23 protein-coding genes are annotated in these 26,155 nt (G+C 60.7%); 17 read left to right on the forward strand and 6 right to left on the reverse strand.

Annotation, left to right across the window (positions count from 1 at the left end; genetic code table 11):
• The first annotated feature begins 15 nt into the window (after nucleotides 1-15).
• The 4 genes from gatB to GFER_RS12660 are packed head-to-tail and all read left to right on the forward strand — an operon-like array spanning nucleotide 16 to nucleotide 7,657.
• Nucleotides 16-1,464, forward strand: coding sequence for an Asp-tRNA(Asn)/Glu-tRNA(Gln) amidotransferase subunit GatB (gene gatB, locus GFER_RS12645; protein WP_040100050.1), 1,449 nt, complete (start codon nucleotides 16-18; stop codon nucleotides 1,462-1,464).
• Between the two features lie 18 nt (nucleotides 1,465-1,482).
• Nucleotides 1,483-2,529, forward strand: coding sequence for an S-methyl-5-thioribose-1-phosphate isomerase (gene mtnA / locus GFER_RS12650; protein WP_040100051.1), 1,047 nt, complete (start codon nucleotides 1,483-1,485; stop codon nucleotides 2,527-2,529).
• On the forward strand, nucleotides 2,530-5,730 hold the full coding sequence (glnE, locus tag GFER_RS12655) for a bifunctional [glutamate--ammonia ligase]-adenylyl-L-tyrosine phosphorylase/[glutamate--ammonia-ligase] adenylyltransferase (RefSeq protein ID WP_040100052.1): 3,201 nt from the start codon (nucleotides 2,530-2,532) through the stop codon (nucleotides 5,728-5,730).
• 10 nt (nucleotides 5,731-5,740) lie between these two features.
• A complete protein-coding gene (locus GFER_RS12660) occupies nucleotides 5,741-7,657 on the forward strand; it encodes a response regulator (protein WP_040100053.1) in 1,917 nt (638 codons plus the stop codon).
• Nucleotides 7,658-7,726: 69 nt separating this feature from the next.
• Here GFER_RS12660 and GFER_RS12665 read toward each other — a convergent pair whose 3' ends face one another.
• Together GFER_RS12665 and ttcA are read right to left on the reverse strand one after the other, a co-directional pair.
• The gene (locus tag GFER_RS12665) at nucleotides 7,727-8,521 is read right to left on the reverse strand and encodes a PP2C family protein-serine/threonine phosphatase (RefSeq protein ID WP_040100054.1); all 795 of its coding nucleotides are present in this window, start codon (nucleotides 8,519-8,521) and stop codon (nucleotides 7,727-7,729) included.
• Between the two features lie 276 nt (nucleotides 8,522-8,797).
• Entirely contained in the window at nucleotides 8,798-9,559 is a 762-nt protein-coding gene (ttcA, locus tag GFER_RS12670; RefSeq protein ID WP_040100055.1) for a tRNA 2-thiocytidine(32) synthetase TtcA, read from the reverse strand.
• Nucleotides 9,560-9,744: 185 nt separating this feature from the next.
• On the opposite strand from ttcA, the gene GFER_RS12675 reads away from it, so the two are divergent.
• Nucleotides 9,745-10,200 carry an FKBP-type peptidyl-prolyl cis-trans isomerase gene (locus tag GFER_RS12675; RefSeq protein WP_040100056.1) on the forward strand — a complete coding sequence of 152 codons (456 nt, stop codon included), beginning with the start codon at nucleotides 9,745-9,747 and terminating at the stop codon, nucleotides 10,198-10,200.
• A gap of 102 nt (nucleotides 10,201-10,302) precedes the next feature.
• Here the strand turns inward: GFER_RS12675 and GFER_RS12680 are convergent, their stop codons facing one another.
• From GFER_RS12680 to GFER_RS12695, 4 genes are read right to left on the reverse strand one after another with little or no spacing between them, the layout of a single operon-like run.
• Nucleotides 10,303-13,479 carry an efflux RND transporter permease subunit gene (locus GFER_RS12680; RefSeq protein ID WP_040100057.1) on the reverse strand — a complete coding sequence of 1,059 codons (3,177 nt, stop codon included), beginning with the start codon at nucleotides 13,477-13,479 and terminating at the stop codon, nucleotides 10,303-10,305.
• Nucleotides 13,476-14,666, reverse strand: coding sequence for an efflux RND transporter periplasmic adaptor subunit (locus GFER_RS12685; protein ID WP_040100058.1), 1,191 nt, complete (start codon nucleotides 14,664-14,666; stop codon nucleotides 13,476-13,478). Before GFER_RS12685 ends, GFER_RS12680 begins: the two co-directional genes overlap by 4 nt.
• Nucleotides 14,663-16,093 carry an efflux transporter outer membrane subunit gene (locus tag GFER_RS12690; RefSeq protein WP_040100059.1) on the reverse strand — a complete coding sequence of 477 codons (1,431 nt, stop codon included), beginning with the start codon at nucleotides 16,091-16,093 and terminating at the stop codon, nucleotides 14,663-14,665. The genes GFER_RS12685 and GFER_RS12690 overlap by 4 nt, the downstream gene beginning before the upstream one ends.
• Complete coding sequence (locus tag GFER_RS12695) at nucleotides 16,090-16,725, reverse strand: TetR/AcrR family transcriptional regulator (protein ID WP_040100060.1); 636 nt, start codon at nucleotides 16,723-16,725, stop codon at nucleotides 16,090-16,092. The genes GFER_RS12690 and GFER_RS12695 overlap by 4 nt, the downstream gene beginning before the upstream one ends.
• 325 nt (nucleotides 16,726-17,050) lie before the next feature.
• Here GFER_RS12695 and GFER_RS12700 point away from each other — a divergent pair, with 325 nt between their 5' ends.
• The 12 genes from GFER_RS12700 (at nucleotide 17,051) to nuoK (ending at nucleotide 26,141) form a co-directional block, all read left to right on the forward strand.
• Nucleotides 17,051-18,436, forward strand: a complete 1,386-nt coding sequence (locus tag GFER_RS12700) for an MFS transporter (RefSeq protein ID WP_074669567.1) — start codon at nucleotides 17,051-17,053, stop codon at nucleotides 18,434-18,436.
• 75 nt (nucleotides 18,437-18,511) lie between these two features.
• The gene (locus GFER_RS12705; protein WP_040100061.1) at nucleotides 18,512-19,075 is read left to right on the forward strand and encodes an ANTAR domain-containing response regulator; all 564 of its coding nucleotides are present in this window, start codon (nucleotides 18,512-18,514) and stop codon (nucleotides 19,073-19,075) included.
• 12 nt (nucleotides 19,076-19,087) lie between these two features.
• Nucleotides 19,088-19,888 (forward strand): NAD(+)--dinitrogen-reductase ADP-D-ribosyltransferase, encoded by an 801-nt coding sequence (locus tag GFER_RS12710; RefSeq protein ID WP_040100062.1) that lies wholly within the window; start codon nucleotides 19,088-19,090, stop codon nucleotides 19,886-19,888.
• The gene (draG, locus tag GFER_RS12715; protein WP_040100063.1) at nucleotides 19,885-20,784 is read left to right on the forward strand and encodes an ADP-ribosyl-[dinitrogen reductase] hydrolase; all 900 of its coding nucleotides are present in this window, start codon (nucleotides 19,885-19,887) and stop codon (nucleotides 20,782-20,784) included. Before GFER_RS12710 ends, draG begins: the two co-directional genes overlap by 4 nt.
• 514 nt (nucleotides 20,785-21,298) lie before the next feature.
• Nucleotides 21,299-21,691, forward strand: coding sequence for an NADH-quinone oxidoreductase subunit A (locus tag GFER_RS12720; RefSeq protein WP_040100064.1), 393 nt, complete (start codon nucleotides 21,299-21,301; stop codon nucleotides 21,689-21,691).
• Nucleotides 21,664-22,245 (forward strand): NADH-quinone oxidoreductase subunit B, encoded by a 582-nt coding sequence (locus GFER_RS12725; RefSeq protein WP_040100065.1) that lies wholly within the window; start codon nucleotides 21,664-21,666, stop codon nucleotides 22,243-22,245. Before GFER_RS12720 ends, GFER_RS12725 begins: the two co-directional genes overlap by 28 nt.
• 4 nt (nucleotides 22,246-22,249) lie before the next feature.
• Nucleotides 22,250-22,768: an NADH-quinone oxidoreductase subunit C gene (locus tag GFER_RS12730; RefSeq protein ID WP_052446376.1), complete on the forward strand. Its 519-nt coding sequence runs from the start codon at nucleotides 22,250-22,252 to the stop codon at nucleotides 22,766-22,768.
• Nucleotides 22,765-23,877: an NADH-quinone oxidoreductase subunit D gene (locus GFER_RS12735; RefSeq protein WP_040100066.1), complete on the forward strand. Its 1,113-nt coding sequence runs from the start codon at nucleotides 22,765-22,767 to the stop codon at nucleotides 23,875-23,877. The genes GFER_RS12730 and GFER_RS12735 overlap by 4 nt, the downstream gene beginning before the upstream one ends.
• Nucleotides 23,878-23,882: 5 nt before the next feature.
• Nucleotides 23,883-24,866, forward strand: coding sequence for an NADH-quinone oxidoreductase subunit NuoH (nuoH, locus tag GFER_RS12740; RefSeq protein WP_139172166.1), 984 nt, complete (start codon nucleotides 23,883-23,885; stop codon nucleotides 24,864-24,866).
• On the forward strand, nucleotides 24,863-25,306 hold the full coding sequence (locus GFER_RS12745) for a NuoI/complex I 23 kDa subunit family protein (RefSeq protein ID WP_040100067.1): 444 nt from the start codon (nucleotides 24,863-24,865) through the stop codon (nucleotides 25,304-25,306). The genes nuoH and GFER_RS12745 overlap by 4 nt, the downstream gene beginning before the upstream one ends.
• Complete coding sequence (locus tag GFER_RS12750; protein WP_040100068.1) at nucleotides 25,303-25,827, forward strand: NADH-quinone oxidoreductase subunit J family protein; 525 nt, start codon at nucleotides 25,303-25,305, stop codon at nucleotides 25,825-25,827. The genes GFER_RS12745 and GFER_RS12750 overlap by 4 nt, the downstream gene beginning before the upstream one ends.
• Nucleotides 25,824-26,141, forward strand: a complete 318-nt coding sequence (gene nuoK / locus GFER_RS12755; protein ID WP_082048067.1) for an NADH-quinone oxidoreductase subunit NuoK — start codon at nucleotides 25,824-25,826, stop codon at nucleotides 26,139-26,141. The genes GFER_RS12750 and nuoK overlap by 4 nt, the downstream gene beginning before the upstream one ends.
• The last annotated feature ends 14 nt before the right edge of the window (nucleotides 26,142-26,155 follow it).

Raw genomic sequence — 26,155 nt, forward strand, 5'->3', positions numbered from 1 at the left:
ATACGAGGAACGAACATGTCTTCCAAATACGAAACGGTCATCGGGCTGGAGGTTCATGTCCAGCTTACCACTGCTACCAAGATTTTCTGCGGCTGCTCCACGCGCTTCGGGGAGGCGCCCAACAGCCAGACCTGTCCGGTCTGTCTGGGCTTGCCCGGGGCCCTGCCGGTTTTGAATCGAAAAGCCGTTGATTTTGCCGTCCTCGCCGGACTGGCCACCAGCTGTCGCATTGCGCCGCGTTCCATTTTCGCCCGCAAGAATTACTTTTATCCCGATCTGCCCAAGGGGTATCAAATCAGCCAGTACGAATTGCCTATCTGCGAGCATGGCCACCTCGACATCGAGACCGCCGAGGGCGGCAGAAAAACCATCGGCATCACCCGCATTCACATGGAGGAGGATGCCGGCAAGTCCATGCACGGCGAAACGCCGGAAACGTCCGGCTCATCCCTGGTCGATCTCAACCGCGCCTGCACGCCGCTGCTCGAAATCGTCTCCGAGCCCGACATGCGCTCATCCGACGAAGCCATCGCCTATCTCAAGAAGCTGCATCAGATCGTGGTCTACCTTGGGGTGTGCGACGGCAGCATGGAGCAGGGCTCCTTTCGCTGCGACGCCAATGTCTCGGTACGGCCGCGCGGCCAGGAACGGTTCGGTACGCGCGCCGAAATCAAGAACATCAACTCCTTTCGTTTCATCAAGCAGGCCATCGAGTACGAAGTCGAACGCCAGATCGAACTCATCGAAGAGGGCGGCCAGGTGGTGCAGGAAACCCGCCTGTTCGACCCCGGCACCGGGGTGACCCGCTCCATGCGCGGCAAGGAAGAGGCCCACGACTATCGCTACTTCCCTGATCCCGATCTGGTGCCGCTGGTGGTGGATGAGGAGTGGATCGGGCGCATGCGCGCGCAGATGCCCGAGCTGCCCGAGGCGCGGCGTGCCCGCTTTGTCAGGGACTACGGTATCCCCGAATACGACGCCGAGGTGTTGACCGCCGAGCGCGCTCTGGCCGATTATTATGATGCCTGCGTCAAGTTGCACGGTGCCGCCAAGGTGTGCGCCAACTGGGTGATGGGCGAGGTGATTCGTGGCCTTAACGAGCAGGGCATCGCCATTGAGGCCTGTCCGGTGACCCCGGCGATGCTCGCCGCCATGCTCAAGCGTATCGATGACAACACCATCTCGGGCAAGATCGCCAAAACCGTTTTCGACGAGATGTGGAAGAGTGGCCGCGACGCTGATGCCATCATCGCCGAAAAGGGCCTCAAACAGGTCACCGATACCGGCGCCATCGAGGCGATCATCGACCAGATCCTCGCCGCCAATCCCGGTCAGGTCGAGGAATATCGCGGCGGCAAGGAAAAGGTGTTCGGCTTTTTCGTCGGCCAGGTGATGAAAGCCAGCAAAGGTAAGGCCAACCCGGCGGCGGTCAATGATCTGTTGAAGAAAAAACTCACCAGCTGAAGGCGCAAGGAATCGCTTATGTCCATCAAGCCCATTTTGTTTGAAAACGGCATTCTGAAAATGATTGACCAGCGCCTCCTGCCCACCGAGGAAGTCTGGCGCGAATACTCTGACTGCCCCTCGGTCGCCGAGGCCATCACCACCATGGTGGTGCGCGGCGCACCGGCCATCGGCGTGGCCGCGGCGTTTGGCGCGGCCTTCGGCGCAAGCCACATCCAGGAAGACAACTACGCAGATTTTTTCTCTGAATTTGAAAAAGCCTGCGCCCTGCTCGCCGCCACCCGTCCGACGGCGGTCAATCTCTTTTGGGCCCTGGAGCGCATGAAGGGTTGTGCGCAAATCCATCGCGACCTGCCCCTGCCTGAACTCAAGGCGCGATTGTTTGCCGAAGCGCAGGAAATTGCCGTGGAGGACGAGCGACTTAATCGCACCCTGGGTGCCAACGGTGCGCCGCTCATCGCTGATGGGGCACGGGTGTTGACCCATTGCAACGCAGGCGCTCTGGCCACGGCCGGCTACGGCACGGCTCTGGGGGTGATTCGCGCGGCGGTGGAAGAGGGCAAAGAACTGCTGGTCTATGCCGATGAAACCCGCCCCTTTTTGCAGGGTTCGCGTCTGACCGCCTGGGAGCTGATGCGGGACCGGATTCCCGTAACCCTGATCTGCGACAACATGGCCGGCTACCTGATGAGCAAGGGCGAGATTGACTGCGTCATCGTCGGCGCCGACCGGATTGCCGCCAACGGCGATGTCGCCAACAAAATCGGTACTTACACGGTGGCGGTGCTGGCGCGTGAGCACCAAATTCCCTTTTACGTGGCGGCACCTCTGTCGACCATCGATCTGAGCATTGCCGACGGCAGCGGCATCCCCATCGAAGAGCGCAGTTCGCGCGAAATCACTCATGTCGGCGAGCAGCGCCTGGCGCCGGACGCCGTTGCGGTACGCAACCCGGCCTTCGACGTCACACCGGCGCGCCTGGTGAGCGCCATCATCACCGAGCGTGGCGTGGTCACCGGCGACTATTCTCAGGGACTCAAAGCCCTGGCGGCCAAGGGTGCCTGAGTGAGCGGCGCTTCCTTTTCCGAGGCGATCAAGGCCTGCCTGGCCCGGGATGAAGGACGGCTTGCCACGCTGCTTGCCGAACGCGGCTATGAGGACGGGCGGCGCAGTGCCACCAACCTGGTGCTTCTGCACGAAACCTTGGGGCGCGAGGCGCTGCTGGCTCCCTTGCTGGAAGATGCCCTGGAGGCAGCCTGTGCCGACGATGCCCTCAATCACCTCGAACGGCTTGCCAATGCTCTGTCCGTTGAGGATCTCACTGCCGTCCTGCAGGACGACGAGCTGCGTCGGCGTCTGCTGAGGATTCTTGGCGCCTCGCCTTTTCTCGCCGGCATCCTGTGCCGCGATGCCCACTACTTTCAACGGCTGCTGGTTGACAAGGATCTGCTACGCAGCAGGGGCGCGAGCGAAATGGCGAACGACCTGCGTGCCTCTATCGCCGACGAAGCCGACTTCGATGAGCTGCAAAAGGGGTTGCGCCGCTACAAGCGTCGCGAGATCCTGCGCATCGGGGGCCGCGATCTGTGTGGACTGGCCGATCTGGTCGAAACCACCGCAGCCCTCTCCGATCTGGCGGGCGCCTGTCTGCATCGCGCCTATGAGATCTGCGAGCGGCTGCTGCGGGTTGAGTACGGCGCGCCGCGGCTTGTGTCCGATGAGGGCGGTGCCGCCTCCGAGCCCGAATTCACGGTGCTCGGCATGGGCAAGCTGGGCGGCCGTGAGCTTAATTTTTCCTCGGATATCGATCTTATCTATATCTATTCTTCCGAGCGCGGCGAAACGGCCGGCATTCCCGACGGTCGCGGCGGTGTGCGCAACCGCATCGGCCTGCACCAGTATTACGTAAAGCTCGCCGAGATGCTCACCCGCGCCATCGGTCAGGCAACCGCCGACGGGTTTGTTTTTCGCGTCGACCTCAACCTGCGTCCCGAGGGCAGTCGCGGCGAGATGGCCATTTCCCAGCGCGGCGCCGAAGTCTATTACGAGAGCTGGGGACAGAGCTGGGAGCGCGCCGCCTTGCTCAAGGCGCGACCGGTTGCTGGTTCTCGCGAACTCGGCGAGCGTGTGCTCAAGGATCTGGCCCCTTTTATCTACCGGCGCTACCTCGATTACGGCATGGTCGAGGACATCAAGACCATGAAGATGAAGGTCGACCGCAACCTGGCGCGCCAGCGCGAAGGCGAACTCAACCTTAAACTCGGCCGCGGCGGTATTCGCGAAATCGAGTTTTTTATCCAGGCGTTGCAACTCATTTATGCCGGGAAAAATTCCCATCTGCGCGAACGCAACAGCCTCAAGGCTCTGGAGCTGCTTCGCCGCGAGGGGTTGATCAAGGACGAAGACCATCGCCAGTTGCACGAGGCTTATGTGTTTCTGCGCACGGTGGAGCACCGCATCCAGGTGGTGCAGGAACGCCAGACCCATAATCTGCCCAAAAAAGAAGAGGATTTGCGGCTGCTCGCGCGGCGCAGCGGGTTTGCCGACGAGGCCGCTTTTAAGCGGGTCCTCGAAGGCCACCGCCAGGGGGTCCAGGCCATTTACCGTGACCTGTTTTTTACCAGCGAGGAAAAAATCCGCGAGGAAGTGCGCCCCGAAATTCTGTTTCTCTTCGACTCCGCCGCCGAGCCCGATCTGGTCAAGGATCTGCTGGAGGAGAAAGGTTGCAGGAATGTCGAGGGTGCCTATGAGAACCTGCTGCTGCTGCGTGACGGGGGCCCGCGTACGCAACTCACCGAACGCGGCCGGCGCATTCTCGAGCGTATCGCACCGCTGCTGTTGCAAGAGGTCGTCGATTCGCCCGAGCCCGAGATGGCCCTCAACAGTCTGGTACGCTTTCTCGGCGCCCTGCGCGCGCGTTCGACGTTTTATTCCCTTCTGGCGGAAAACCGCGAAATCATTCGCATGCTGGTCAACCTGTTCGGCACCAGTCGGTTTCTTTCGCGCATTTTCATTCAACATCCGGAAATCCTCGATGTGCTGGTCTCGCGCCAGGCCGCGGTCATCCGCAAAAATGTGGAGCGCTTGCGCAGCGACCTGCAAGAGCACCTGGCGCGGGTCGATGACTATGAGGGCAAGCTTGAGGCGCTGCGCCGTTTTCGCAATGAAGAATTCCTGCGCATCGCCCTGCACGACCTGAGCGGCAAACTCAGTTTGGCCGAGGGTACCGAGCAGTTGTCTCTGCTGGCCGATGTTTGCCTGGAGCAGGCGGTAGAGATCGCGCGCGGTGAACTTCTGCCGCGCTTTGGTATCCCTCAGCTAAGAAAAGAGGGCGAGGCGCCACGCGAAGCCGCTTTCGCCATCCTCGGCATGGGCAAGCTTGGTGGGCATGAGCTTACCTACCATTCGGATCTCGATATAATTTTTCTTTACGAGGCGGACGGCGGCAACGTGCCCGCCCCCGGCACCGACCCCGCGCGTTTCCGTGAGCTGACCAATCAGGAATATTTCTCGCGTCTGGCGCAGCGCATCATCTCGGTTCTGACTCTGCAGACCCGCGAGGGCCATGTTTATAAGATCGATACTCGCCTGCGTCCGTCGGGCAACCAAGGCCCCCTGGTCACCAGCCTGCCCGCCTTCGAGCACTACCACGAGGCCAGCGCCGCGCTCTGGGAACGTCAGGCTCTGACCAAAGCGCGGGTGGTGACGGGTCCGCCGGATTTCGCCCGACGTCTGGAGGAAATCCGCACCCGCCAGGTTTACTGCCGGCCGGTGCCGCCGCAACTCAAGGACGAAATTTATCGCTTGCGCACCCGCATGGAGACCGAAATCGCCCGGGAGCGCGCCGATCATTTCAACATCAAGACCGGGCGCGGCGGCATGGTCGATGTGGAGTTTCTCGCCCAGTATCTGCAACTGCTTCACGGTGGCGACCATCCTGAGCTGCGTATCGCCAATACCACGCACCTGCTGGGTGTGTTGAACCGCCTGAAAATTCTTGGAGAAGAGGATTTTCAAGTTCTGGGCAGCGGCTATGTGTTTCTGCGCCGTCTTGAAAACAAGCTGCGTCTGGTGCATGATCAATCCATCAACGATCTGTCCGGCGAGCGTGGCTATCTGCTCAAGCTGGCGCGGCGCTTGGGCTATCCCGAGCGACCGCGCCGCGCCGACCAGGTGTTTCTCGAGGATTACCGAAGGGTGACGGAAAATATCCGCGCCGTTTTTCTGCGCTACCTCGGACCGGAGGCGAACGACGGCCAAATCTGATACGGAAACCATGTCCAAACCTCTGCTGGTCATTGACGATGATCCCGGTATCTGCCGCTTTTTGACGCGTGCCCTGCAATTGCGGGGCTACAGAGCCGAGTCTTGCGCCAATGCCGATGAAGGTGTCGATCGGCTTTTGCGCGGCGACTACCAGCTGACCCTGATCGACATTCAGATGCCCGGCTGGTCTGGAGTTGCGGCCTGCCGCTCGCTGCGCGCTCACGCTGCGACGCGCTCCCTGCCGGTCATTCTTATGACCGCTTTTTATCAGGATGACCAGGATCTGCGGCGGGCCCTGGAACAGGCAGGCGCCAGCGCCGTTTTGCTCAAGCCCTTTACTTTGGAAGATCTATTATCGCGCATTGAAGCTCTCATCGGTCCGCCACTGGATCCGCCCGCTTCCGCGGCGACTGCCATCGACGGCGATCTCGCCGAGACCTCGCTGCCGCAACTGCTGCACAATCTCTATTCGCTCAAAGCCACCGGCCTGCTTTACCTCGAAAACCGCGAGGTGCATAAGGTTGTTTATTGCCGCAATGGCTATCCAATCTTCGCGCGCTCCAATCTGGTGCGCGAGTGTTTGGGCAAGATGCTGATACGGGAAAAACTTCTCACCGAGGAGGAATGCCGACAATCTCTGGCGGGCATGAAGGAATCGGGTCGTTTGCAGGGAACGGTATTGATGGAGATGGGCCTGCTTTCACCCTATCTCTTGCACGAGGCCCTGCAGCGTCAGGTCACGGAGAAGCTGCTGGAGGTTTTTTCCTGGCCGGACGGCACGTATAGGTTTTTACCGGCGCGTCGTTTCAAGCAGGGCATCACCGCTATTGAACTCTCACCCGCAGCGCTTATTCTGCAGGGCGTGCAAAGGCACTGGTCGACACTGAAAGCCTCTGAATTTCTGTCGGCCTACCTTGAAAATTACCCCGTGGTTACGGCCAATCCCCATTACCGTTTTCAGAGTCTGGACCTGAGCGATGCCGAAGCGCGTCTGCTGGCACAATGCCGGGGCGACCTGAGTGTCGCGGCTCTGCTCGATCAGCATCCGCTGGTGCGCTCTGATTTGGAAAAGCTGCTGGCGGCCCTCATTTTGGGGCGGGTGATTGAGCCCCTGGAGCAACCCCGGCAAGCAGTTAAGGCTGAGGAACCCGCGAGGGCTGCGCCCCGCCCCTCCGGCACCGGCACGCGCAGCGAGATTTTGCGGGATTGCCGGCGGATGCTGGCACAGGATTACTTCTCTCTGCTGGGAGTGACGGCGGAAACCGACAGCGAAGGTTTGCGCCGTGCATATTTTGCATTAGCCAAGCGTTATCACCCGGATCGTTTTCGTCATGAGCATCTCACCCCGGATTTGCAGGCGCGGGTAGATGAAGTTTTTCAGCGTCTGCGTTTGGCCTATGAAACACTCAGCGACCCATCACGGCGCCGCGCCTACCTTGACCGGCCGCAGGGCGAGGCGCCGAGCGAAGGGGTGGAGACGCGGGAGTCGCAAAATTTGATGCAGGCCGAGGTCGCGTTTCGCAAGGGTCAGGCGCTGCTGCGCGAGGGACACACCGCCCGGGCGCTGAAGCTTTTGCAATCGGCGGTCGCCATTCGTCCGGACGATCCGGAATACCTGAGCGCCTGCGCCTGGGCGTTGCACCGACTGCGGCCCGAGGATCGGGTGCAGGCCACCGCTGCCCGGGATATGCTGCTGCGCGCCGCCGAACTCAATCCCGCCGCGGATGTCACGCAGCTGCGTTTGGGATATTTGTTGCGCCTTGAGGGGCGGGAGAGCGAAGCTGAGCGGCGCTTCGAGATCGCGGTTATGTGCAACCCCGATTGTGTCCCTGCCTTGCGTGAATTGCGCCTTATTGAAATGCGCCGCGCAAATGAGCGCCCGAACCGCGGCCTGCTGCGGCGTTTGTGGCGGAGAAAAAAGGACTGAGCCCGTTCTGCTGCATGGATCGAAAGCGGATGGATTCCCCAGGCCGCGGACAGGTGTCCGCGGCCTGTGCTATTCGGGCAAGTTCTCGGGTTTTGACATCGGTGCCATGAAGGGATGAAAGTCGATGACGATGGCGGTGCAGTCGTCCTGAGGCGGGTTGCAGGCGCCGAAGCGCTTTAATTCGGCGAATATTTCGTCGAGAAATTCAAGGTAATTGAGATCGCTGGTCATCAGCAACTGGCTTAGGCGCCGCAAGCCGAACATCACCCCTTCGGCGTTGACGGCCTCGGAAATGCCGTCGGTGTAAAGTAAGAGGCGATCGTCTTTTTCGAAACGAAAAGAGCGCATTTCGATGTCCGGATGGTCGAAAAAGCCGATGGGTGGTCCTGTCGAATTCAAGGTGAACAACTGGTCGCCGCGGCGCACCATGGGTGGCAGGTGTCCGCAGTTGATGTAGTGCATTTCCAGGGTTTCGGGGTGAATGCTGCCAAAAAAAAGCGTGGACGAAAAAAAGTGATCATATTTCTGTGAGCGCTCGGCGAATGACTGGAGAAATTCGTTGGTCTCAAGCACCGCTTCGAGGGGCACGCAGCTTTTCAGACAGGCGCGGTGAATAAAGCCGTAGAGCAGACTCATGACCACCGACGCGTGCAGGCCGTGGCCGGTGACATCGCCGAGAAAAACCGACTGGCTGCCGTCAGGCAGGGTGAGAAATTCGAAGAAATCGCCTCCCACACCGTTGGCCATATGGTTTTTCACGCCAAAACAGCACCAGTGACAGCTGGGCGAGCTTTTCGGAAAGAGCAGTTGTTGGACATTGCGCGCCAGGGCAAACTCGAATTCACCCCCGCATTGGCATTTCATGAATGTTCTCCCGGATCGGCAATGTGCATATTGTAGCGGAAATCCTGTCCCGCGCTAGTCCCTTCGCAGGTGAAAAGAAGAAGCTGATCAGGAAATTCTGAGCAAGATCCGTTCCCTGGCGTGGGTCAAAAGTTTGGGTGACTGTTTCAGTGTGCACCGCAGGGTGCGGCGGCATCGTGTGCGGCAAAAACTCGCCTGCGGCTCAAACATTTGCCACTGCACTCAACCGCGGCACCCCGCCGCACTGTCGCACTGTTGCACGTTGGGGTTGAATTGTTAAAAATTCTGCAGTTTTTTGTCCAGTAGGTGTCCGGGATGCACATTGCTCAGCGCGCCGATCATGCTGCTGCGTATGTGCGGAATTTCCGCCGCCAGGTCGCGAATCAGCCGCTTCATGCGTTTGCGCTTCTGATCCACCACTCCGCAAACTGGACAGGCACAGCAGATGATGGGCAGTTGATTGGCCCGCGTAAAGCTGATGATGTCCTGCTCTTCCACGTAGAGCAGGGGCCGAATCACGGTATGCCTGCCGTTGTCCGCTGCAAGTTTGGGGCTCATGGCGGCCAGGGTGCCGACGTAGAACTGGTTGAGGAGCAGGGTTTCAATGAAGTCGTCGAGGTGGTGCCCCAGGGCGATCTTGTTGCAGCCGAGTTCATCGGCCAGGGTGTAGAGGACTCCGCGGCGCAGGCGCGCACAGAAGGAACAGTAGGAGGAACCGGGGCGGCGTTTTTCCTCGATGATGGCGTAGCTGTCGGTGCTTTGCATGCGATAGACAAAGCCGCGGGCGCGCAGGTGTTCCTCGACCACCTCCTTGCGGTAGCCGGGATACCCGGCGTCAACGTTGACAGCGACCAGATCGAAGCGGATGGGCGCCTTGCGGCGCAAGGATTCAAGCACATGCAGCAGGGTGTAGGAATCCTTACCGCCGGAAACGCCCACGGCGATGCGATCCCCCTCTTCGATGAGATTGAAATCGCCGATGGCGCGGCCGGCCAGTTTGCGGATGCGGCGAAACAGGTTGTCTTCGCTGTAAGGCACAAGTCCCTCCGTGAAAGCGCTTAATTGCGAAGGACTTTTTTAAGTCAACTCCAAGGTTCAAAGCAAGTGCTTTTGTAACGCGCCTCAGGTCAGCGCACCGCGGTTCGCCTCAGGAGGTTGACAGAGGTGGGACGGGCGGGGTATCAACGGCAGAACGCATTATTTTAAGAAAAGGGAGAGCCTTTATGATTCGAGCAGATCAGGGAGATATCGTCAAAGTTCACTATACCGGACGTCTCAATGACGGCACGGTTTTCGACGCCTCGCCGGCGGATCGGCCACTGCACTTCATCGTCGGCCGCAAGGAGGTGATCCCCGGTTTCGAAGAGGCGGTCATCGGCATGTATCAGGGCGGCAAAAAGACCGTAACCGTCAATCCGGAGCAGGCTTACGGACCCCATCGCACTGAACTGGTGGAAGAAATGAAACGCAGTCTGCTGCCTGCGGACTTGGCTCTGGAACCCGGTCGTCAGTTGGAAGTTGATCCGAATGAAGGGGAAAAGTTCGTGGTTTTGGTCAAAGAGGTGAGCGATGAGACCGTGACCCTGGATGCGAACCATCCTTTGGCTGGCCGCGAGCTTATCTTCGACATCGAGCTGCTTGAAGTCAAAAAAAGCGAGAATAAAAAGGCGGCTCATTGAGTCCGCCGAATTCCATCCCCCACAGGGTTGCCAGGCCGTTATCGCAGCGCGCCGAGTCCAGATGGAGCGCAGGACGGACCGCCAGAACCAGGGGGCTTTTTTTCAGGTCTGGGGCGATTCCAGATCGCTCTGGTGGTCGCCGTGGGTGGGACGCAGGCCGAACAGCCCGCGAATATCTTCCAGCACTACATACAGGCAGGGCAGCAGCAACAGGGTGATGCCTGTGGAAAACAGCACGCCAAAACCCAGAGAAATGGCCATGGGGATGAGAAACTTGGCCTGCACGCTGGTTTCAAGAATCATCGGCGCGAGGCCGAAGAAGGTGGTGAGTGAGGTGAGCAGGATGGGCCGAAAGCGCCGCTGGCTGCCTTCGATGACCGCCTCCAGGAGATCCTTGCCGTCGCGGCGACTGCGGTTGATGCGGTCGATGAGCAGCAGCGAGGCATTGACCACCACGCCCGAGAGGGCGACGATGCCGAACAGGCTCAAGATGGTGAGATCATAGCCCATGAGCAGATGCCCGAGGATCGCGCCCACCGCACCGAAGGGAATCGCGCTCATGATCAGCAACGGCTGGCTGTAGCTGCGAAAGGGAATGGCAAGCAGGGCATAGATGCCGAACAGGGCCAGGGCAAAGCCCTGACGCATGCTGCCCACCGAGTCGCGCCGCTCCTTTTCCTCGCCTTCAAGGTCGAAATTCAGTCCGGGAAACTCGGCGCGCAGTTGCGGCAGGAAACCCGCTTGCAAATCCTGCAGGATCTGGTTGGCGTTGGCGGTTTTTTCGTCGACGTCGGCGCTGATGTTGATGACCCGCTTGCGGTCGCTGCGGTTGATCTGGCTGTAGCCGCGCCCCTCGCTGACGAATGCCGCACGATCCAGGGGCAGCTCTCCCCCGTCGGGGGTGCGAATGCGCATCTGCTCAAAATCCCAGAGGCTGCGGCGATCTTCTTCGGGGTAGCGCACCATGACCCGAACTTCGTTGCGGCCGCGTTGCAGGCGCAGCGCCTCGGCGCCATGAAAAGCGGCACGCACCTGGCGCCCCAGGTCTTCCTCGGTGATTCCCAGGGTGAGGGCCTCGGGGGTGAGGCGCAACTTGAGTTCGCGCTTGCCGGGGGCGTAATTGTCGACAATGTCGCTCACCCCGGGATAGCCGGCCAGAGCCTCCTTGAGATGCGCCGCGGCCTGCTGGAGCACGTTGAAGTCCTGGTGGGCGAGCTGCACGTCGATATTGGCGCCGAGCATCATCAGGTTGGATTTGAAGGTCAAGTTGCGCGCGCCGGGAACCTCGCCCACCAACCGGCGCCAGCGCTGGGAGATTTCCGTGGCGGCGATGTCGCGCTCTTCGCTGGGCTGAAGGAACAGGGCGATGTCGGCCAGGTGCGCGCCGCTGCTGGTGTCGCCGGGGTTGGGGCCGCCCTGGTCCATGGTGGTCCCAACCAGGGCGTAGATGTTGCGCAGAATGCTCGGTTTGCCGGGGTTGGCCTGGTCATGCTCGGCGATCACCGCATAGGCCTGATCGACGATGTGCTCTTGCACTTCGCGAGTGATTTCCACCGGGGTGCCCGGCGGCATTTCCACACTGACCAGAATCACGTCGCCGTCCACCACAGGCATGAAGAGAAAGCGGATGAAGCCGCCGCCGACCAGCCCGACGCTCAACAGCAGGCAGGCGATGGCCGCGGCCACCGTGGCGTAGCGAAACCTCAGACACGCAGTCAGCACCCGGCGGTAGGGTCCGGCGATGAACCTGTCCAAGGCACGTCCGAAGCGGCGCCGCGTGCGGTCGACGCTGCCGAGGATGCCTCCCGGCGCACTGCGCGGTCCACCCAGGGAGAGATGGGCGGGCAGCACGAAGAGCACCTCGATGAGAGACACCACCAGAATGGATATCACCACCAGCGGAATCACGCCGATGAACTTGCCCATCATGCCGCTGACAAACACCAGGGGCATAAAGGCGGTAATGGTGGTCAGCACTGAAAAGATCACCGGCCGACCAACCTCCACCGCGCCGTCCATGGCCGCCTTCAGATAGGGTTTGCCCATCTGGCGGTGATCGAAGACGTTTTCCCCCACCACAATGGCATCATCCACCACGATTCCCAACGCCATGATAAAGGCGAACAGAGAGATCATGTTGATCGACACGTCCATGGCGGGCATGAAAAGCATTGCGCCGAGAAAGCTGACGGGAATTCCGAGCATGACCCACAGGGCCAGGCGGATCTCGAGAAACAGCCCGAGGATAATGAACACCAGGACCAGGCCGATCAGGGCGTTTTTGATCAGCAGGTTCATGCGGCTTTCGAGCAGCTCCGAAGTGTCGTTCCAGATGCCCAGGCTTACGGACGGAGGCAGCTCCAGGCGTTTGTCCGCGACGTAGCGGGTGACGATCTCGGAGATCTCCGTCGGTTTCTGCTCGCCGACCCGATAGACTTTGATCATGGCGGCCGGCTGATCGTCAAAGCGTGCGAAGGTATCTGTTTCGCGAAAATCGTCGCGCACCTCGGCAAGGTCGCCGAGGCGCACCTGGGTGCCGTCGGGACGGGTGATCAGGCTGATGTCGGCATAGCCCGGACCGAAATAGCGGCGCTCCATGGTGCGCAGCAGGATCTCGCCGCCGGCGGTTTTGATGGCGCCGCCCGGCAAATCAAGGGAGGCCCGCCGCACGCGTTGCGCCACCTGGTCGAGGGTGAGATCGTAGCGGCGCAGGTTCTCTTCGCTGATCTCAATGGAAATCTCATAGGGCCGCATCCCGCCGAGTTCGACCTGGGTGATCTGTTCGAAATCGAGCAGTTCGTCGCGGATGAGTTCGGCGCGTTCGCGCAGGCTGTGATCGGAAAGCTCACCGTAGACCACCACCGACACGACTTCACGGCGGTTGAGCAGCTTGGTGATGACCGGACGCTCGGCGTCTTCGGGAAAGGTGATGATGCGGTCGACGGCACTTTTGACATCCTGCAGGATGATGTCTGGATTTTCCCCGGTGCGCAGCACGGCGTTGACCATCCCCATGCCTTCGATGGCCGTGGCGCGGATTTCGCGAATGCCGTCGACTTCGGTGAGAACGTCTTCGATTTGCAGCAGGATACCGTCCTCGATTTCCTCGGGGCCGGCGCCGGGGTAGGCGACGGAGACCTGGATGGTGTCCAGGGATACCTCGGGAAAAATTTCCTGCTTGATGGAAGTGGCCATGATTAGGCCGCCAACCACAAAAATCAGCATCAACAGGTTGGCGGCCACATGGTTACGGGCCATCCAGCGGATCGGGCCGTTCATGGCTGCTCTTCCCGCGCGTCGCGCGGACGCAGCTTCATGCCCTCGGCGGCACCCATGAGGTGAGTCAGCACCAGCCGCTCCCCGCCCTCAAGGCCCGCGCCGATGATCAGTGTCTGTTGTTCGCGGCGCAGAACCTCCACGGGACGGATATGCAGGCGTTCGTCCGCGGTCAGCAGCCAGACCTGGTCGCCCTCGCGCAGGGCGCTGCGCGGAATGCTCACCACCTGCTCCAGGGTTTCGCCCTGCAGATCAACCTGCACGAACAGACCCATTTCCAGGGCGGGGTGGGAGTCCGGCCAACTGCCCTTGAGATTGTAGGGGTCGTCGACGGCGACCACCACCCGTGCCATGCGCCCGCGGGCATCGACCTCGCCCAGGGATCGGATAACCCGACCCTGCCAGGTGAAGTGGCGCTCGCCGAGGCTCAGGCGGATTTCCACGGGGGCGCCCGCCTGCCTGCCGCCGGCACGCGGCACCTGGATGCGCGCCAGTTCGTCCAGGGGCAGAGGGACGATGATTTCGGCGCGGTCCGTGCCGATCAGGGTCGCCACCGGATTGCCGGCGCGGACGTACTGGCCGCGCTCCACCGGGGCACTGCGGATCAAGGCGTTGAAGGGGGCACTCAGGCGTGTGCGCTCAAGATCGAGGCGCGCTTGTTCCAGTTGCGCGCGTGCCGAGGCCACGCCGGCCCGGGCACTGGCCAATTGGGGTTCGAAGAGCACCAGAGGACTGGGCTCCTCTTCGCCGGGCAGATCCAGTCGTAGCCACTCGGCGCGGGCCACCCGCGCCTGTCCCTCGACCATTTGCAGATCGAGTTCGGCGCGCACCAGGGCGGCCTGTGCGCGTTCGACGCCCAGCCGATAGTCGACGTCCTCGACGGCCAACAATCTCTGTCCCTCGGCAACCAGGCCGCCGGGTACCAGCTGAGTATCGATTTCCACCACCTGGCCGCTGACCTGGGGGGTGATAACCACTTCGTGGCGCGGTTGAACCGTGCCGGTGGCGAGGATGCGTACCTGGTGATCGGCGCGCGCGACCGGCATGAATTCGACCAGGACGCCCGGAATTTCGGAGATTTCCCGCGCCGGCGGCTGACGGCTCATGACCAGCAAGGCCATGCCCGCGGCGCCGCAGGCGAGGATGATGAACGGCAGGACGACTTTCAACAAAAGAGTTTTGCGGCTCATGGTTGATGAATTCCTTGATTCGTGATGCCGGTGAGGTGGCGTTCCAGCTCTTGCGCCATCCATATGCCGCCCAGGGCCCGCGCCAGGCTGATGCGGTCGCTGATGAGCCGGCGGCGGGCATTGAGCAGCAGGCTCTGGCTTTCGACATGGGCGCTCTGCGCCGCAAGTACCGGCAAATAGTCCGCGAGGCCCGCCAGATAGCGATCGAGGGCCAGGCGCAGGGCGGCCTCGGTGGACCGGTTCTGGTCTTCCAGGTGCATGATCTGCTCTTCGCCGGCGAAATTGGCCGCGAGTGCGTCCTCGACCTCCTGGAAGGCGCCGATCACACTGCCGTGATAGGCGGCCAGCCGTTCGCGAAACAGCGCTTCGTTGCGCTCTACTTCAGCCTTGCGGCGGCCGCCGTCAAACAGGGGCTGTGCGGCATTGAGAATGAGATTCCAGAAAGCTCCGGAAATGTCGCCGGTGATGAAGGCGTTACGTGAATATCCATAGGCGGCCAGCAGGTTGAAGGTCGGGAAACGCTCGGCGACGGCGGCGGCGATGCGGGCATCGGCCGCTTCCAGGCGCAGCAGTGCCGCGCTGACGTCCGGGCGCTGGGCGAGAAGCTCCGACGGCAAGCCCGCCGGAAAAGCCTCCGGCGCCGCGGGCAGGGTCATCAGGGTGCCTGTCGGCAGATCGCCCGGGTAGCGCCCAAGCAGCACCGCCAGTGCATGCTCGGCCTGGGCCAGACCGCGCTCATATTGGGGACGACGGGCGCGGGCGGCCTCAAGGTTTTGGCGCGCCTGATAGACATCGAGGGCCGGCACCAGTCCCTGGCGGTAGCGGCTCTCGACCCTTTGCAGAATGTCGGTGAATGCGGCGATGTTGTCATCGGTCAGGTCGCGTTGGCTGCGTTGCTCGGCGGCCAGATAGTAGAAATCGGCGATCCGCGCCGAGAGGCTCAGGAGCAGAGTCTGGGCATCGGCGCCTGCCGCGCGCAGATCGAGGTCGGCGGCGCGTTCATGTTTTGAAAGTTTCTGCCAGAGGTCGACCTCGTAGGCGGCCGCCAGAGACAGGTTGTAGCTGGTACCGGTGTGCTCGCCGAAAATGCCGGGACTCTTTTCTCTGCGTGTCTGGCCCTGCAGATCCAGTCGCGGCAGGCGCGCGGCTCCGGTCGTGCGCCTGAGGGCTTCGGCCTGTTCCAGGCGGGCGAGGGCCTGGGCCAGATCGAGGTTGTGGGCAAAAGCTTCGTTTATCAGCTCATCCAGAGCGGGATCGGCGAAAATCGTCCACCAGGGCTGAGCAGGTGATGGGCGCATCCCTTGCGCCTGGGGTTGGTGAAAAGTTTCGGGAAGGTTTCCGGGCAATTCGACGGACTGCGGGCGATGCAGGCTGCATCCGGTTAACAAGATCAGCAGCAGGGCGGCAAGCAGATAACGCAAACTCATCTTTCCGCCTCCATGCCCGCAATGAGAAAGGGCAAAATCTCGGCCAGCAGCGCATCGCTTTCTTTGAGCGGGGCGACGCCCGCAGGCCAGGCAAGTGGCTTGTCGCTCAGACAGATGGTTTGAGCCGTGGCGGAAAGGGCAAAGAGCAGCCGCCAGAAGGCCGTGTGCGCGCTCAGTGCCGGCAGGGCGCAACGGATCATTTCCAGAAGGTAGGCGAACAAGGGTTGCATGTGGCGCATGAAGGTGGTGCGGACCACGCCCTCGGGTTCGCTCAGAGCGCGGCCCACCAGCGAGATGAATGAGCAGGCGCCTGGTCCTGAGTCGCGAAAGGCGAGGGTTGGCTCGATGAAGGCGCGCAGCACCTCTTCGACGGTTGGTGCGCGCCCTGCCCCCCGGGCGGTATCACGCACCGCGTCGAGGTGCCTGCGACGAGCGGCGTTGAGCGGTGTCAGTCGCCGCTCAAAGACAGCCTCAACCAGGGCCTCTTTGCCGCCGAAGTGGTAGTTGACCGCTGCCAGATTGACTCTGGCTTCACGCGTGATGGTGCGCAGGGAGGTGTTGTGAAAGCCGTCACGGGCAAAGAGTTGCTCGGCGGCATCGAGGATGCGTTGCTTGGTGTCGGGTTGACTCATGTTTCGCCTCGGAATTTTACGTTTCTATCATTCGATTTAAACGAATGTATGATTCTTCTGTCAAGCCCAATTTTGCCGATAAGCTGCCCACCCTGGCCGGGAGGGCGCGCGCGACCTCCCTGTCGAAGGTCGCATGAAACCCTCCCTGGGGCTTGTCCGGTGCCATCCGGGCGCCGGACACCTTCGCCATGGATGCCGCGAGCCCCCGCGCCGAATCGTTAATTTTACCTTTCCTGCGGTGCTGGACAATTGACAGTGCGCGCTGCCGGGGAGATGATGTCGGCGAACCCATACTCCGAACCCGCACCCTGAAACTCATCCGCCTATGTCGAGCCCCGTCGTGATTCATCCCCATTTTCAACGCCGTATTGTCGCCCTCATGGCGTTCACGGTCTTTTTTTCCGTACTCAACGGCACCATGTTCAATGTGGCGGTCCCCGATATCCAGCAGCAGTTCGATCTCTCGCCGACCGAAGTGAGCTGGGTGGTAACCGGCTTCATCGTGGTTTTTGCCCTGGCGGCGGTGACCTACGGCAAACTGGCGGATATCTATCCGCTGCGACGGCTCATCACCATCGGCCTGCTGTTGTTCAATGCCGGGGCCATTCTGGGGTTTTTCGTTGCCGCGAGTTACCCTGTGGTGGTCTGTGCGCGGCTGCTGCAGGCGGCGGGCGGGGGGGCGATTCCTGCCCTGTCACTGCTGGTCGCTACGCGTTTTTTTGGTCCGGAGTTGCGCGGGCGGATGCTGGGGGCCATGGCTTCGACCGTGGCCTTTGCCGCAGGAATGGGCCCTTTGATCGGTGGTTTGATCGGCGGACGTTTTCACTGGCGCTATCTTTTTTTGCTGTCTCTGGCGACCCTGGTGGCGCTGGTGCTGTTTCGCCGTCTGTTGCCCGATGAGCCGCGGCGCGCCGATGGCTTTGATCTGGGCGGGGGATTGCTGCTGGCGGCAGCGGTTGCGGTCCTGCTGGTGTTCGTCACGCAAGGTCGGTTGTTGCTTCTACCCCTGGGCGTGTTGCTCGGGGTGCTTTTTTTCGTCCATATCCGGCGTGTGGCGAGCCCCTTCGCCCCGCCGCGTCTGTTTGCCGGGCAACTCTATCGCAACGGACTGTTGACGGTTTTTCTCGCCGTAGGCCCCGTGTTCGGCATGCTCTTCGCGGTGCCATTGATGTTGCGTGATCTCTATGGACTCTCCACCTGGCATATCGGTCTGGTTATTTTTCCCGGGGCGGTCAGCGCGGCATTTTTCGGCTTTTTGGGCGGACGACTGGCCGATCGGCGGGGCAGCGTTTTCGTCATTCATTTGGGCCTGGCCTTGTTGCTGCTGAGTTTTGTCGGCCTGGCCCTGGCGACTGGAGCCGACACGCGCCTGGTTTCGCTGGTGCTGATTGTCTGCTACACGGGATTCGCTTTTCTGCAATCGGCCCTGGCCAAGGCCGTTTCCACGACTCTGGCGCCGCGGCACAGCGGGGTCGGTATGGGATTTTACAATCTGGTCTTTTTCACCGCCGGGGCCTTCGGCGCGGCAATGTCCGGGCGCTTCATCGAGTTGCTGATGTACTTTGATCCGGCAGCTCAGGTCGTTGCGCACAGCCGCCACTATTCCGGAGTCTTTGTGCTTTCGGCGGCGACGGTGCTGGTCGCTGCCTGGGTGTTTCACCGCGCCTATCGTCATCATGGCGGCCCCGATCAGGATCGCTCCGGAGGTTGACGCGGCACTGCTTGTGCAGTGGAACAGGACAGCTAGGTTCAGCAATCCCCAAATTAACCTCAGGGAGGTGTCCCGATGAAAACCGCGCTCGTCGTCGATGACGAACCCATGATTCGCCGCCAGGCGGCGGAAACTCTGGCCCATTATGGCTTTGACGAAGTCGTCGAAGCCGCCAACGGGCAGGAGGCCGTGAATTTGGCCCTGGCCAAACGCCCCCTGCTGATCGTGATGGACGTCACCATGCCTGTTCTTGACGGCATCAGCGCTGCTGAAAAAATAGGCAGTCAGGCGCCGACGCCCATCGTGCTGCTCACCGGCAACGCCGATGTCGCCACCATTGAACGCGCGCGCCTCGCCGGAGTCATGAGCTACGTCGTCAAGCCCTTTCGCAGTGAGCAGTTGTTGCCCGCAGTGGATCTGGCCATCCATCATTTCATGGAAGTCACGACTTTGCGCGAAGAAGTGGCCGGCCTGCGCGACACTCTTGAGTCGCGTAAGATCATCGAAAAAGCCAAGGGCATGCTGATGAAGAAGGGGATGAGTGAACCCGAAGCCTATCGCCGCATGCAGAAACTGGCCATGGATAAGCGCAAATCCCTCAAGGAGGTGGCGGAGGCAATTCTGCTCATGGAAGGCTAGGGGGGGGCTGGAATGCGCCCTTATGCCATGAATCTGTGCAACCTGCCGCCCTGGGTCATTGCCTCGCGCCAGTACAACGCTTATCCGCAACCGCTGGAGATACAGGGGGTGCGCCAGGCCAATGGCCTCCTGTTTGAGCGCCTTTCCGGGTTGATGGACCCACGGGCGCGGGCGTTGCAGTTTCATGACTACATGGATGTGACTTTTCAGCTCCACCAGTGGCAGCAGGAAACCTCGCCCAAGGGACGAAAAAGCCTCAAGAACAGTTATTTGCGCTTTCTGCGCGGCTGGATGTTCGACAGCAATTCTCTGGAGGGCGCGGTGCTCAAGGGCTGGGTGGAGAGCCGTTTCGGCCTGCCGCCGACCTTCCACCACTCACCCATTTGCGACCTCAATTCCCACGCCTACTATGTTTATCTGGTCGATCGCATGAAGGGCGCGGCGCGCACCAATGCCATCAATGCCCAGCTCGATGTGCTCTTTGAATTCGTGCAGGAAGAACTCGCGCGTTCTTGCCCGGAGCGCAGCCACTACGTTCTTTATCGCGGGGTCTACGATTTTCATGAATATCCCCTTGTCGAAGATCTGGGACAAAACCGCTTTGTCGTGCGGCTCAACAATCTCAATTCCTTCACCAGTGATTTCGAGCGCGCCTGGGAATTCGGCAGCAAGGTGATGAAAACGCGGGTGCCGCGCGGCAAAATTTTTTATCAGGCCGGCATCCTGCCGACCAGCCTGCTTAAAGGTGAGGAAGAGGTTCTGGTGCTGGGCGGCGAATTCGAGGTCGAGGTGCTGACGGGTGGTTTTGGATGAGTGAGGTTCTGTCTCGGGCTCAAGGTGCTTTTCTCGGGTTGGCCCTGGGCGACGCTCTGGGTGCGACCACCGAGTTTATGACTCCGGGAGAGATCCGCTCTCGTTTTGGCGTGCACCGCAAGATCATCGGCGGTGGCTGGCTGCACCTCAAGGCGGGACGGGTCACCGACGACACGGAAATGTCCCTGTGCATCGCCCGCGCCCTGGTGGCCGCGGGCGACTGGGATCTCAATGCGATCGCTGATAATTTTGTCGCCTGGATGCGTTCCAAGCCCATCGACATCGGCGCTACCTGTCGCCGCGGTATTCGCGATTACATGCTCAAGGGGCAGATGGAGTGTCGCCGCAACGAGTGGGATGCGGGCAACGGGGCCGTCATGCGCATGCTGCCCGTGGCGCTGTTTACCCTGGGTGACGAGCAACTGCTCGCGCGCTGCGCCCTGGAGCAGGCACGCCTGACACATAACCACCCCCTTTCCGACGCGGCCTGCATCACCGTGGGACGCATGGTGCAACAGGCACTGGCCGGCGCCGACCGGCAGACGCTGCACGCCCTAAGCCGCGAATTGGTCGCGGCTCACCCCAATTTCCGCTTTAATGATTATCGGGGCCATGCCGGCGGTTATGTGGTGGAAACTCTCCAGACCGTGTTCCATTACCTGTTTACCACCGCAACCTTCGAAGAATGTCTCGTCGGCGTGGTCAACCAGGGCGGCGATGCCGATACCACCGGAGCGATCGCCGGCATGATCGCCGGCGCCTTTTACGGTCCCGAGGCGCTGCCCGGCTCCTGGCTGCGACGTCTGGATGCTGGGGTACGCAGCGAGATTCTCGCCCTCGCCCCGCAATTGGTGGGTTTGTCACCCAGGGCTCACGGACGGAGCCCGTCGCCCTAGACCCGTGCGGTTTTGCTGCGGCCAATTTGTGGAAGATGGCCACAGGGGGTATTTTCTCGCCACCTTTGGCGGCGCGGCGCCTTGTGCCAGAGTGCGGGGGAATTCTTTCGGGGTTGGCTCGGGTATGGCTTTTTGTGTAAACAATATCAAAAGGTTAGGGGAGTTTTTCCGAGGCGTCTCGGGTAGCGGCAGGTTGTGGCACTGCTGTTGCAATCACTTTCTTCCGGCTGGGCGGCAAAGCTTCCGGGCTGGCGCCAAGATTGGCCTGGTTTTTTGTTAAAACAATGGTCGGACCAATTTACAAATAAAGGCTTGACATTTTGATTTCAGTTACGTTAGAAACTTTATGCTTGTATACGCAAAAATTTTAGTCGCGGTAAAAAAACGCTGTAGTTCTTCAGTCGCAACATCCAACAGTGTCGCCGCGCCCTGCGGCGCATATTGAACGGTTAAAAATTCCATTGGTTTTCGTTTTTCCGGGCAAGAGCGTCATTGTCTGCAAAGGATCGCGCTTATGGCCGAGAGCCAGCTTCTCGATTTAATCTATGTTTTCGTCTTTCTCATGGTCGGGGTTTGCACCGCCCTGGGGCCGTTCGTCCTGTCGAACCTGGTCAATCCACGTTCAGTTCTTAAAACCACTCTCGATCCCTATGAGTGCGGCATGGATATCTTCGGTGATGCCCGGGATATCCGTTTTCATGTCAGCTACTACCTCTACGCCCTGATCTTTGTCGCCTTTGCCGTCGACATCCTCTTTCTGTTTCCCGTGGCAGCGGCCTATCACCTGGTTTCCGGTGCGCACGGCATCATCGTGCTGTTCATATTCGTTTTCGTCCTGTCTCTGACCGTTGTCTATCCCTGGGCCAAAGGAGTTTTTACATGGCCGAAGAGAAAAAAGATCTCCTGACGGTACACACCCAGACCGAGGAGGCGCGCCGTCGCGAGCTTGACGGTCATCCTCCCGATGGTCTCGGTTCCGTCGTTCAGTTTGCCCAGGTCGAAAAGGTACTCAATTTCTGCCGGGCCAACTCACTGTGGCCGCTGACCTTCGGCTTGTCGTGTTGCGCCATCGAAATGATGAGTGCCGGGATGGCCCGCTTTGACCTGGCGCGCTTCGGCGCCGAGGTGTTTCGCCCCTCGCCGCGCCAGTGCGACCTGATGATCGTCGCCGGGACGGTGAACAAGAAGATGGCGCCGGTCGTGTTGACCCTCTACGAACAAATGGCCGCGCCGCGTTATGTGATCGCTCTGGGCAACTGCGCCATCGCCGGAGGGCCCTTTGCGGTGGAGGAAAACTACAACGTCATCGAGGGGGTCGATCGCCTCATTCCCGTCGATGTCTATGTGCCGGGCTGCCCGCCGCGCCCCGAAACCCTCTTTGAGTCGATTTTCAAGTTACAGGAAAAGATTGCCGGCACCCGCTTCCCGGTGCCCATGAACAAGATGCCCGAAGGAGCCTGACCCCATGGAATCTCGTGATTCCGTCATCGCGGAACTGGAAAAGGTGCCGGCCAGGGTGCAAGAGGTCGATTACCGGCAGCGCGGCTACCACCTGGAGGTTTTACTGGAGTCCGAGCACCTGCGTGCTTTTGCGCAAGCGCTGCGCACGGGCGACTTCTACCTGAGCTTTGTGTCCGGCCTGCATGTGCGCCCCGCCATCGAGGTGAGCTACCAGTTCGCCAACTACAGCTTTCCCTGTCGCCTTCTGGCCCGCGTTGCCGTCGATGAGGACAATTCCCTGCCGACCATCTCGGATATTTTTCAGGGCGCGGACTGGCACGAGCGCGAAACCAAGGATTTTTTCGGGGTCGTGTTTCGCGGCCATCCCAATCTCAAGCCCCTGCTGCTGGCCGAGGACATGGAAGATCTCAAGCCGTTGCTCAAAAAAGACGAGAAACTCAAGGATCGCGCCGCGGTTACCCGCGCCGAGCAGAGCGGTGACGAACAGTCCCCGGCCCCTGGCGGCGGGGAGGAGGGCGCATGAGTACGACGCCGCAGACCAACGACCAGCGTTACGTTCTCAACATGGGGCCGCAGCACCCGAGTACCCACGGGGTGTTGCGCGTCATCCTCGAGATGGAGGGCGAATACGTCATGGACCCGCAGCCGGTACTCGGCTACGGCCACCGTATGCAGGAAAAGATGGCCGAATCGCGCTCCTGGCCGGGTTTTCTGCCTAATGCGGCACGCATGGACTATCTCGCCGCGCTGATCTACAACCACGGCTATGTCGGCGTGGTCGAGCGCCTGGCCGGCATCGAAGCGACGCCACGGGCCGAGTACATTCGCGTCATCACCTCCGAACTCAACCGGCTGCAGAGCCACCTTTTGTGGCTGGGGGTGCTGGTGCTCGATCTCGGCGCCTTTACGCCCATCATGTACACTTTCGAGGATCGGGAAAAAATCCTCGACATTCTTGAGGATGTCACCGGTTCGCGCCTCACCTACTGCTACATGCGCGTCGGCGGGGTGGTGCGTGATATCGACGAAAAATTCGTCGAGCGCACTCGCGAGTACATCAAGTGGCAGCGCTCGCGCATGCCCATGTACGACAAACTGGTCACCGGCAACATCATCTTCCGCAAGCGTATTGAGGGCATCGGCGAATTTACCCCCGATCTTTCCCGGCGCTACGGACTCACGGGCCCCTGCCTGCGCGGCACCGGCGTGGCCTATGATATCCGGCGCGCCGAGCCCTATTCGGTCTATCCCGAGCTGGACTTCGAAATCCCCACCGAAAGCGCCGGCGATTGCATGGCCGCCTATCTGGTGCGGGTGCGCGAAATCGAGCAGAGCCTGCGCATTCTCGAGCAGGCTCTTGAGCGGCTGCCTGAAGGTGCGTTTCGTGCCAAGACGCCCAAGAAGATCAAGCTGCCGGCCGGTGACGCCTCCTATGCGGTGGAGTCGCCTCGGGGTGAGCTGGTCTACCATCTGACGGCGGACGGCAGCGAGGTTCCCTATCGCATGAAGATCCGGGTGCCGTCCTTTTCCAACCTGAGTATTCTGCCCGAGATTTGCAGCGGGATGCTCCTCTCCGACCTCTGTGCCTGCATGGGCACTCTGGACCTGGTGATCCCGGAGATTGACAGGTGAGCGGCATGATGACTGACTCTTTCCTTCCCCCCGAGCTGCTGCGCATGGTTTTCGCCGTGGTCTGCGCCATTGTCATTGTCTTCGGCAATGCCGTGGTCATGGGCTATCTGGAGCGCAAGCTCGCCGGGCGCTTTCAGCGTCGCCCCGGCCCCATGGAAGTTGGCTGGCACGGCATTCTGCAGCTGGCGGTCGACGGCGTCAAGCTGGTCGGCAAGCAACTGGTCGTTCCGCGCCAGGCGGACAAGATCCTCTATCGCATCGCGCCCATCGTTTCCTTTGCGCCGGCGGCGCTGCCCCTGCTCGTCATTCCCTTCAGCCCCAAGCTCCAGGGGCGTGATTTTGATATCGGCCTCATTTTCATCCTGGCGGTGGTGGCGATCAACGTCCTGGCCATCCTCATTGCCGGATGGGGTTCCAACAACAAGTATTCCCTGCTGGGCGCCATGCGTTCGGTGGCCCAGAACGTCGCCTATGAAATCCCCATGCTGCTGACGTTGTTGTCGGTCATCCTGGTGACCAACACCTTCAGCCTTAAGGGGATCGTTGCCGCGCAGGAGGGTCTCTGGTTCATTTTTCTGATGCCGGTGGCGTTTCTCATTTTTTTCATCGCCACCGTTGCCGAAACCAACCGTGCACCCTTCGACCTGCCGGAGGCCGAGAGTGAGCTGACCGCCGGATTTATGACCGAGTACAGCGGCATGGGCTTCAGCCTGTTCTTTATGGCTGAATACACCTACATGTTCATCGCCTGCTCGCTCACCGTGATCCTGTTTCTCGGCGGCTGGCAGGGACCGCCGCTGCCCTATGCCGAGTACACCTCGGCCCTGTGGTTCTTCTTCAAAGTCTACGCCCTGCTCATTATCATGATCTGGATCCGCTGGACCTTTCCGCGGGTGCGTTTTGATCAGCTGCTGAATTTCTGCTGGAAATATCTCGTTCCCTTTTCCCTGGTTCACCTCCTGGTGACCGCCGTGGTGCTCAAGATATGAAAGATTATTTCGTCGAGATATTCACGGGGGGCAAGAGTCTGATCATCGGCATGCTGGTCACCCTGCGCGAATTCTTCCGCCCTGTGGTCACCGTGCAGTACCCCCGCGAAACACTCCCCCTCTCTCCCAACTACCGGGGGCACACCTACCTGGTGCGCGACGAGGACAAACCGCTCAAGCATCGCTGCATTTCCTGCAAAATGTGCGAGCGCGAGTGTCCCTCCGACTGCATCAGCCTGCGGGGCGAAAAGCGCGAGGGAGTCAAGGGACTGGTGCTGGTCAGCTATCAGCTTGATTTCACCAAGTGCAGCTTGTGCGGTACCTGCGTGGAAGTGTGTCCGACCGATGCTCTCGACTACTCCAACGAATACCGCCAAGTAGGCTTTCGTCGCGAAGACTTCCATTACGATCTGCTTGCCATGGTGGAGGAAGAGAAATGATCGTTTACAGGTTTCTCGCCGAAGCCATTTTCTTCGGTTTTGTCGTGCTGATCCTCTTCGGCAGCCTGCTCACGGTGCGGGCGCGGCAGCTGATGCATGCGGTTCTGGGTTTGGCGGTCGCTTTCATCGGCGTCGCCGGGCTCTTCTTTCATCTCGGCTCGCCCTTCATGGCGATGATGCAGATTCTGATCTATGTCGGAGCGGTCTGCGTCATGCTTGTCTTCGGCATCATGGTCGGCAACGCGCCGACGCAGAGCGCCGAGGTACGCGGCCGCGGCAACAACCGCTATCTTGCCGTGGGCACCTGCGGCGCGGGCTTCGTCCTGTTGAGCGCCACCCTGATCCGCACCCAATGGGCCGCCGCTGCCGAGCGTGTCGGCGACTTTTCCGTGCAGCACCTCGGTGAGAGCTTCCTTCACCAGTTTGTTCTGGCCTTCGAGCTCATTTCCGTCGTGTTGCTTATCGCTATTCTCGGCGCCATCATCATCGCGCGTAGTCCCGAGGAGAGTCATAAGTCATGATGCCGAGCGATAATCTCACAACCTATCTGGTCATCGGCGCCTTCCTCCTCTTCGTCGGCCTCTACGGGATGATCCGGCATCGCTCACTCATCGGCATGCTGATCTCCGTCGAGTTGATGCTGGCCGGCGCGGGAGTCAACTTCATGGCATTCAATCGCTTCACGGCACCGGATCCGGCCGTCGGTCAGGCCTTCACCCTCTTCGTCATGGGGATCGCCGCGGCCGAGGCTGCTATCGTCATCAGTCTCGTCATCGCCATCCATCGCCGCTTCCACAGCGTCGATCCCCAGGCCATCGACGATTTGCGCGGCTAAATTCTTAGGACCAG

This window comes from Geoalkalibacter ferrihydriticus DSM 17813 (assembly GCF_000820505.1).
GTDB classification, from domain to species: Bacteria; Desulfobacterota; Desulfuromonadia; order Desulfuromonadales; family Geoalkalibacteraceae; genus Geoalkalibacter; species Geoalkalibacter ferrihydriticus.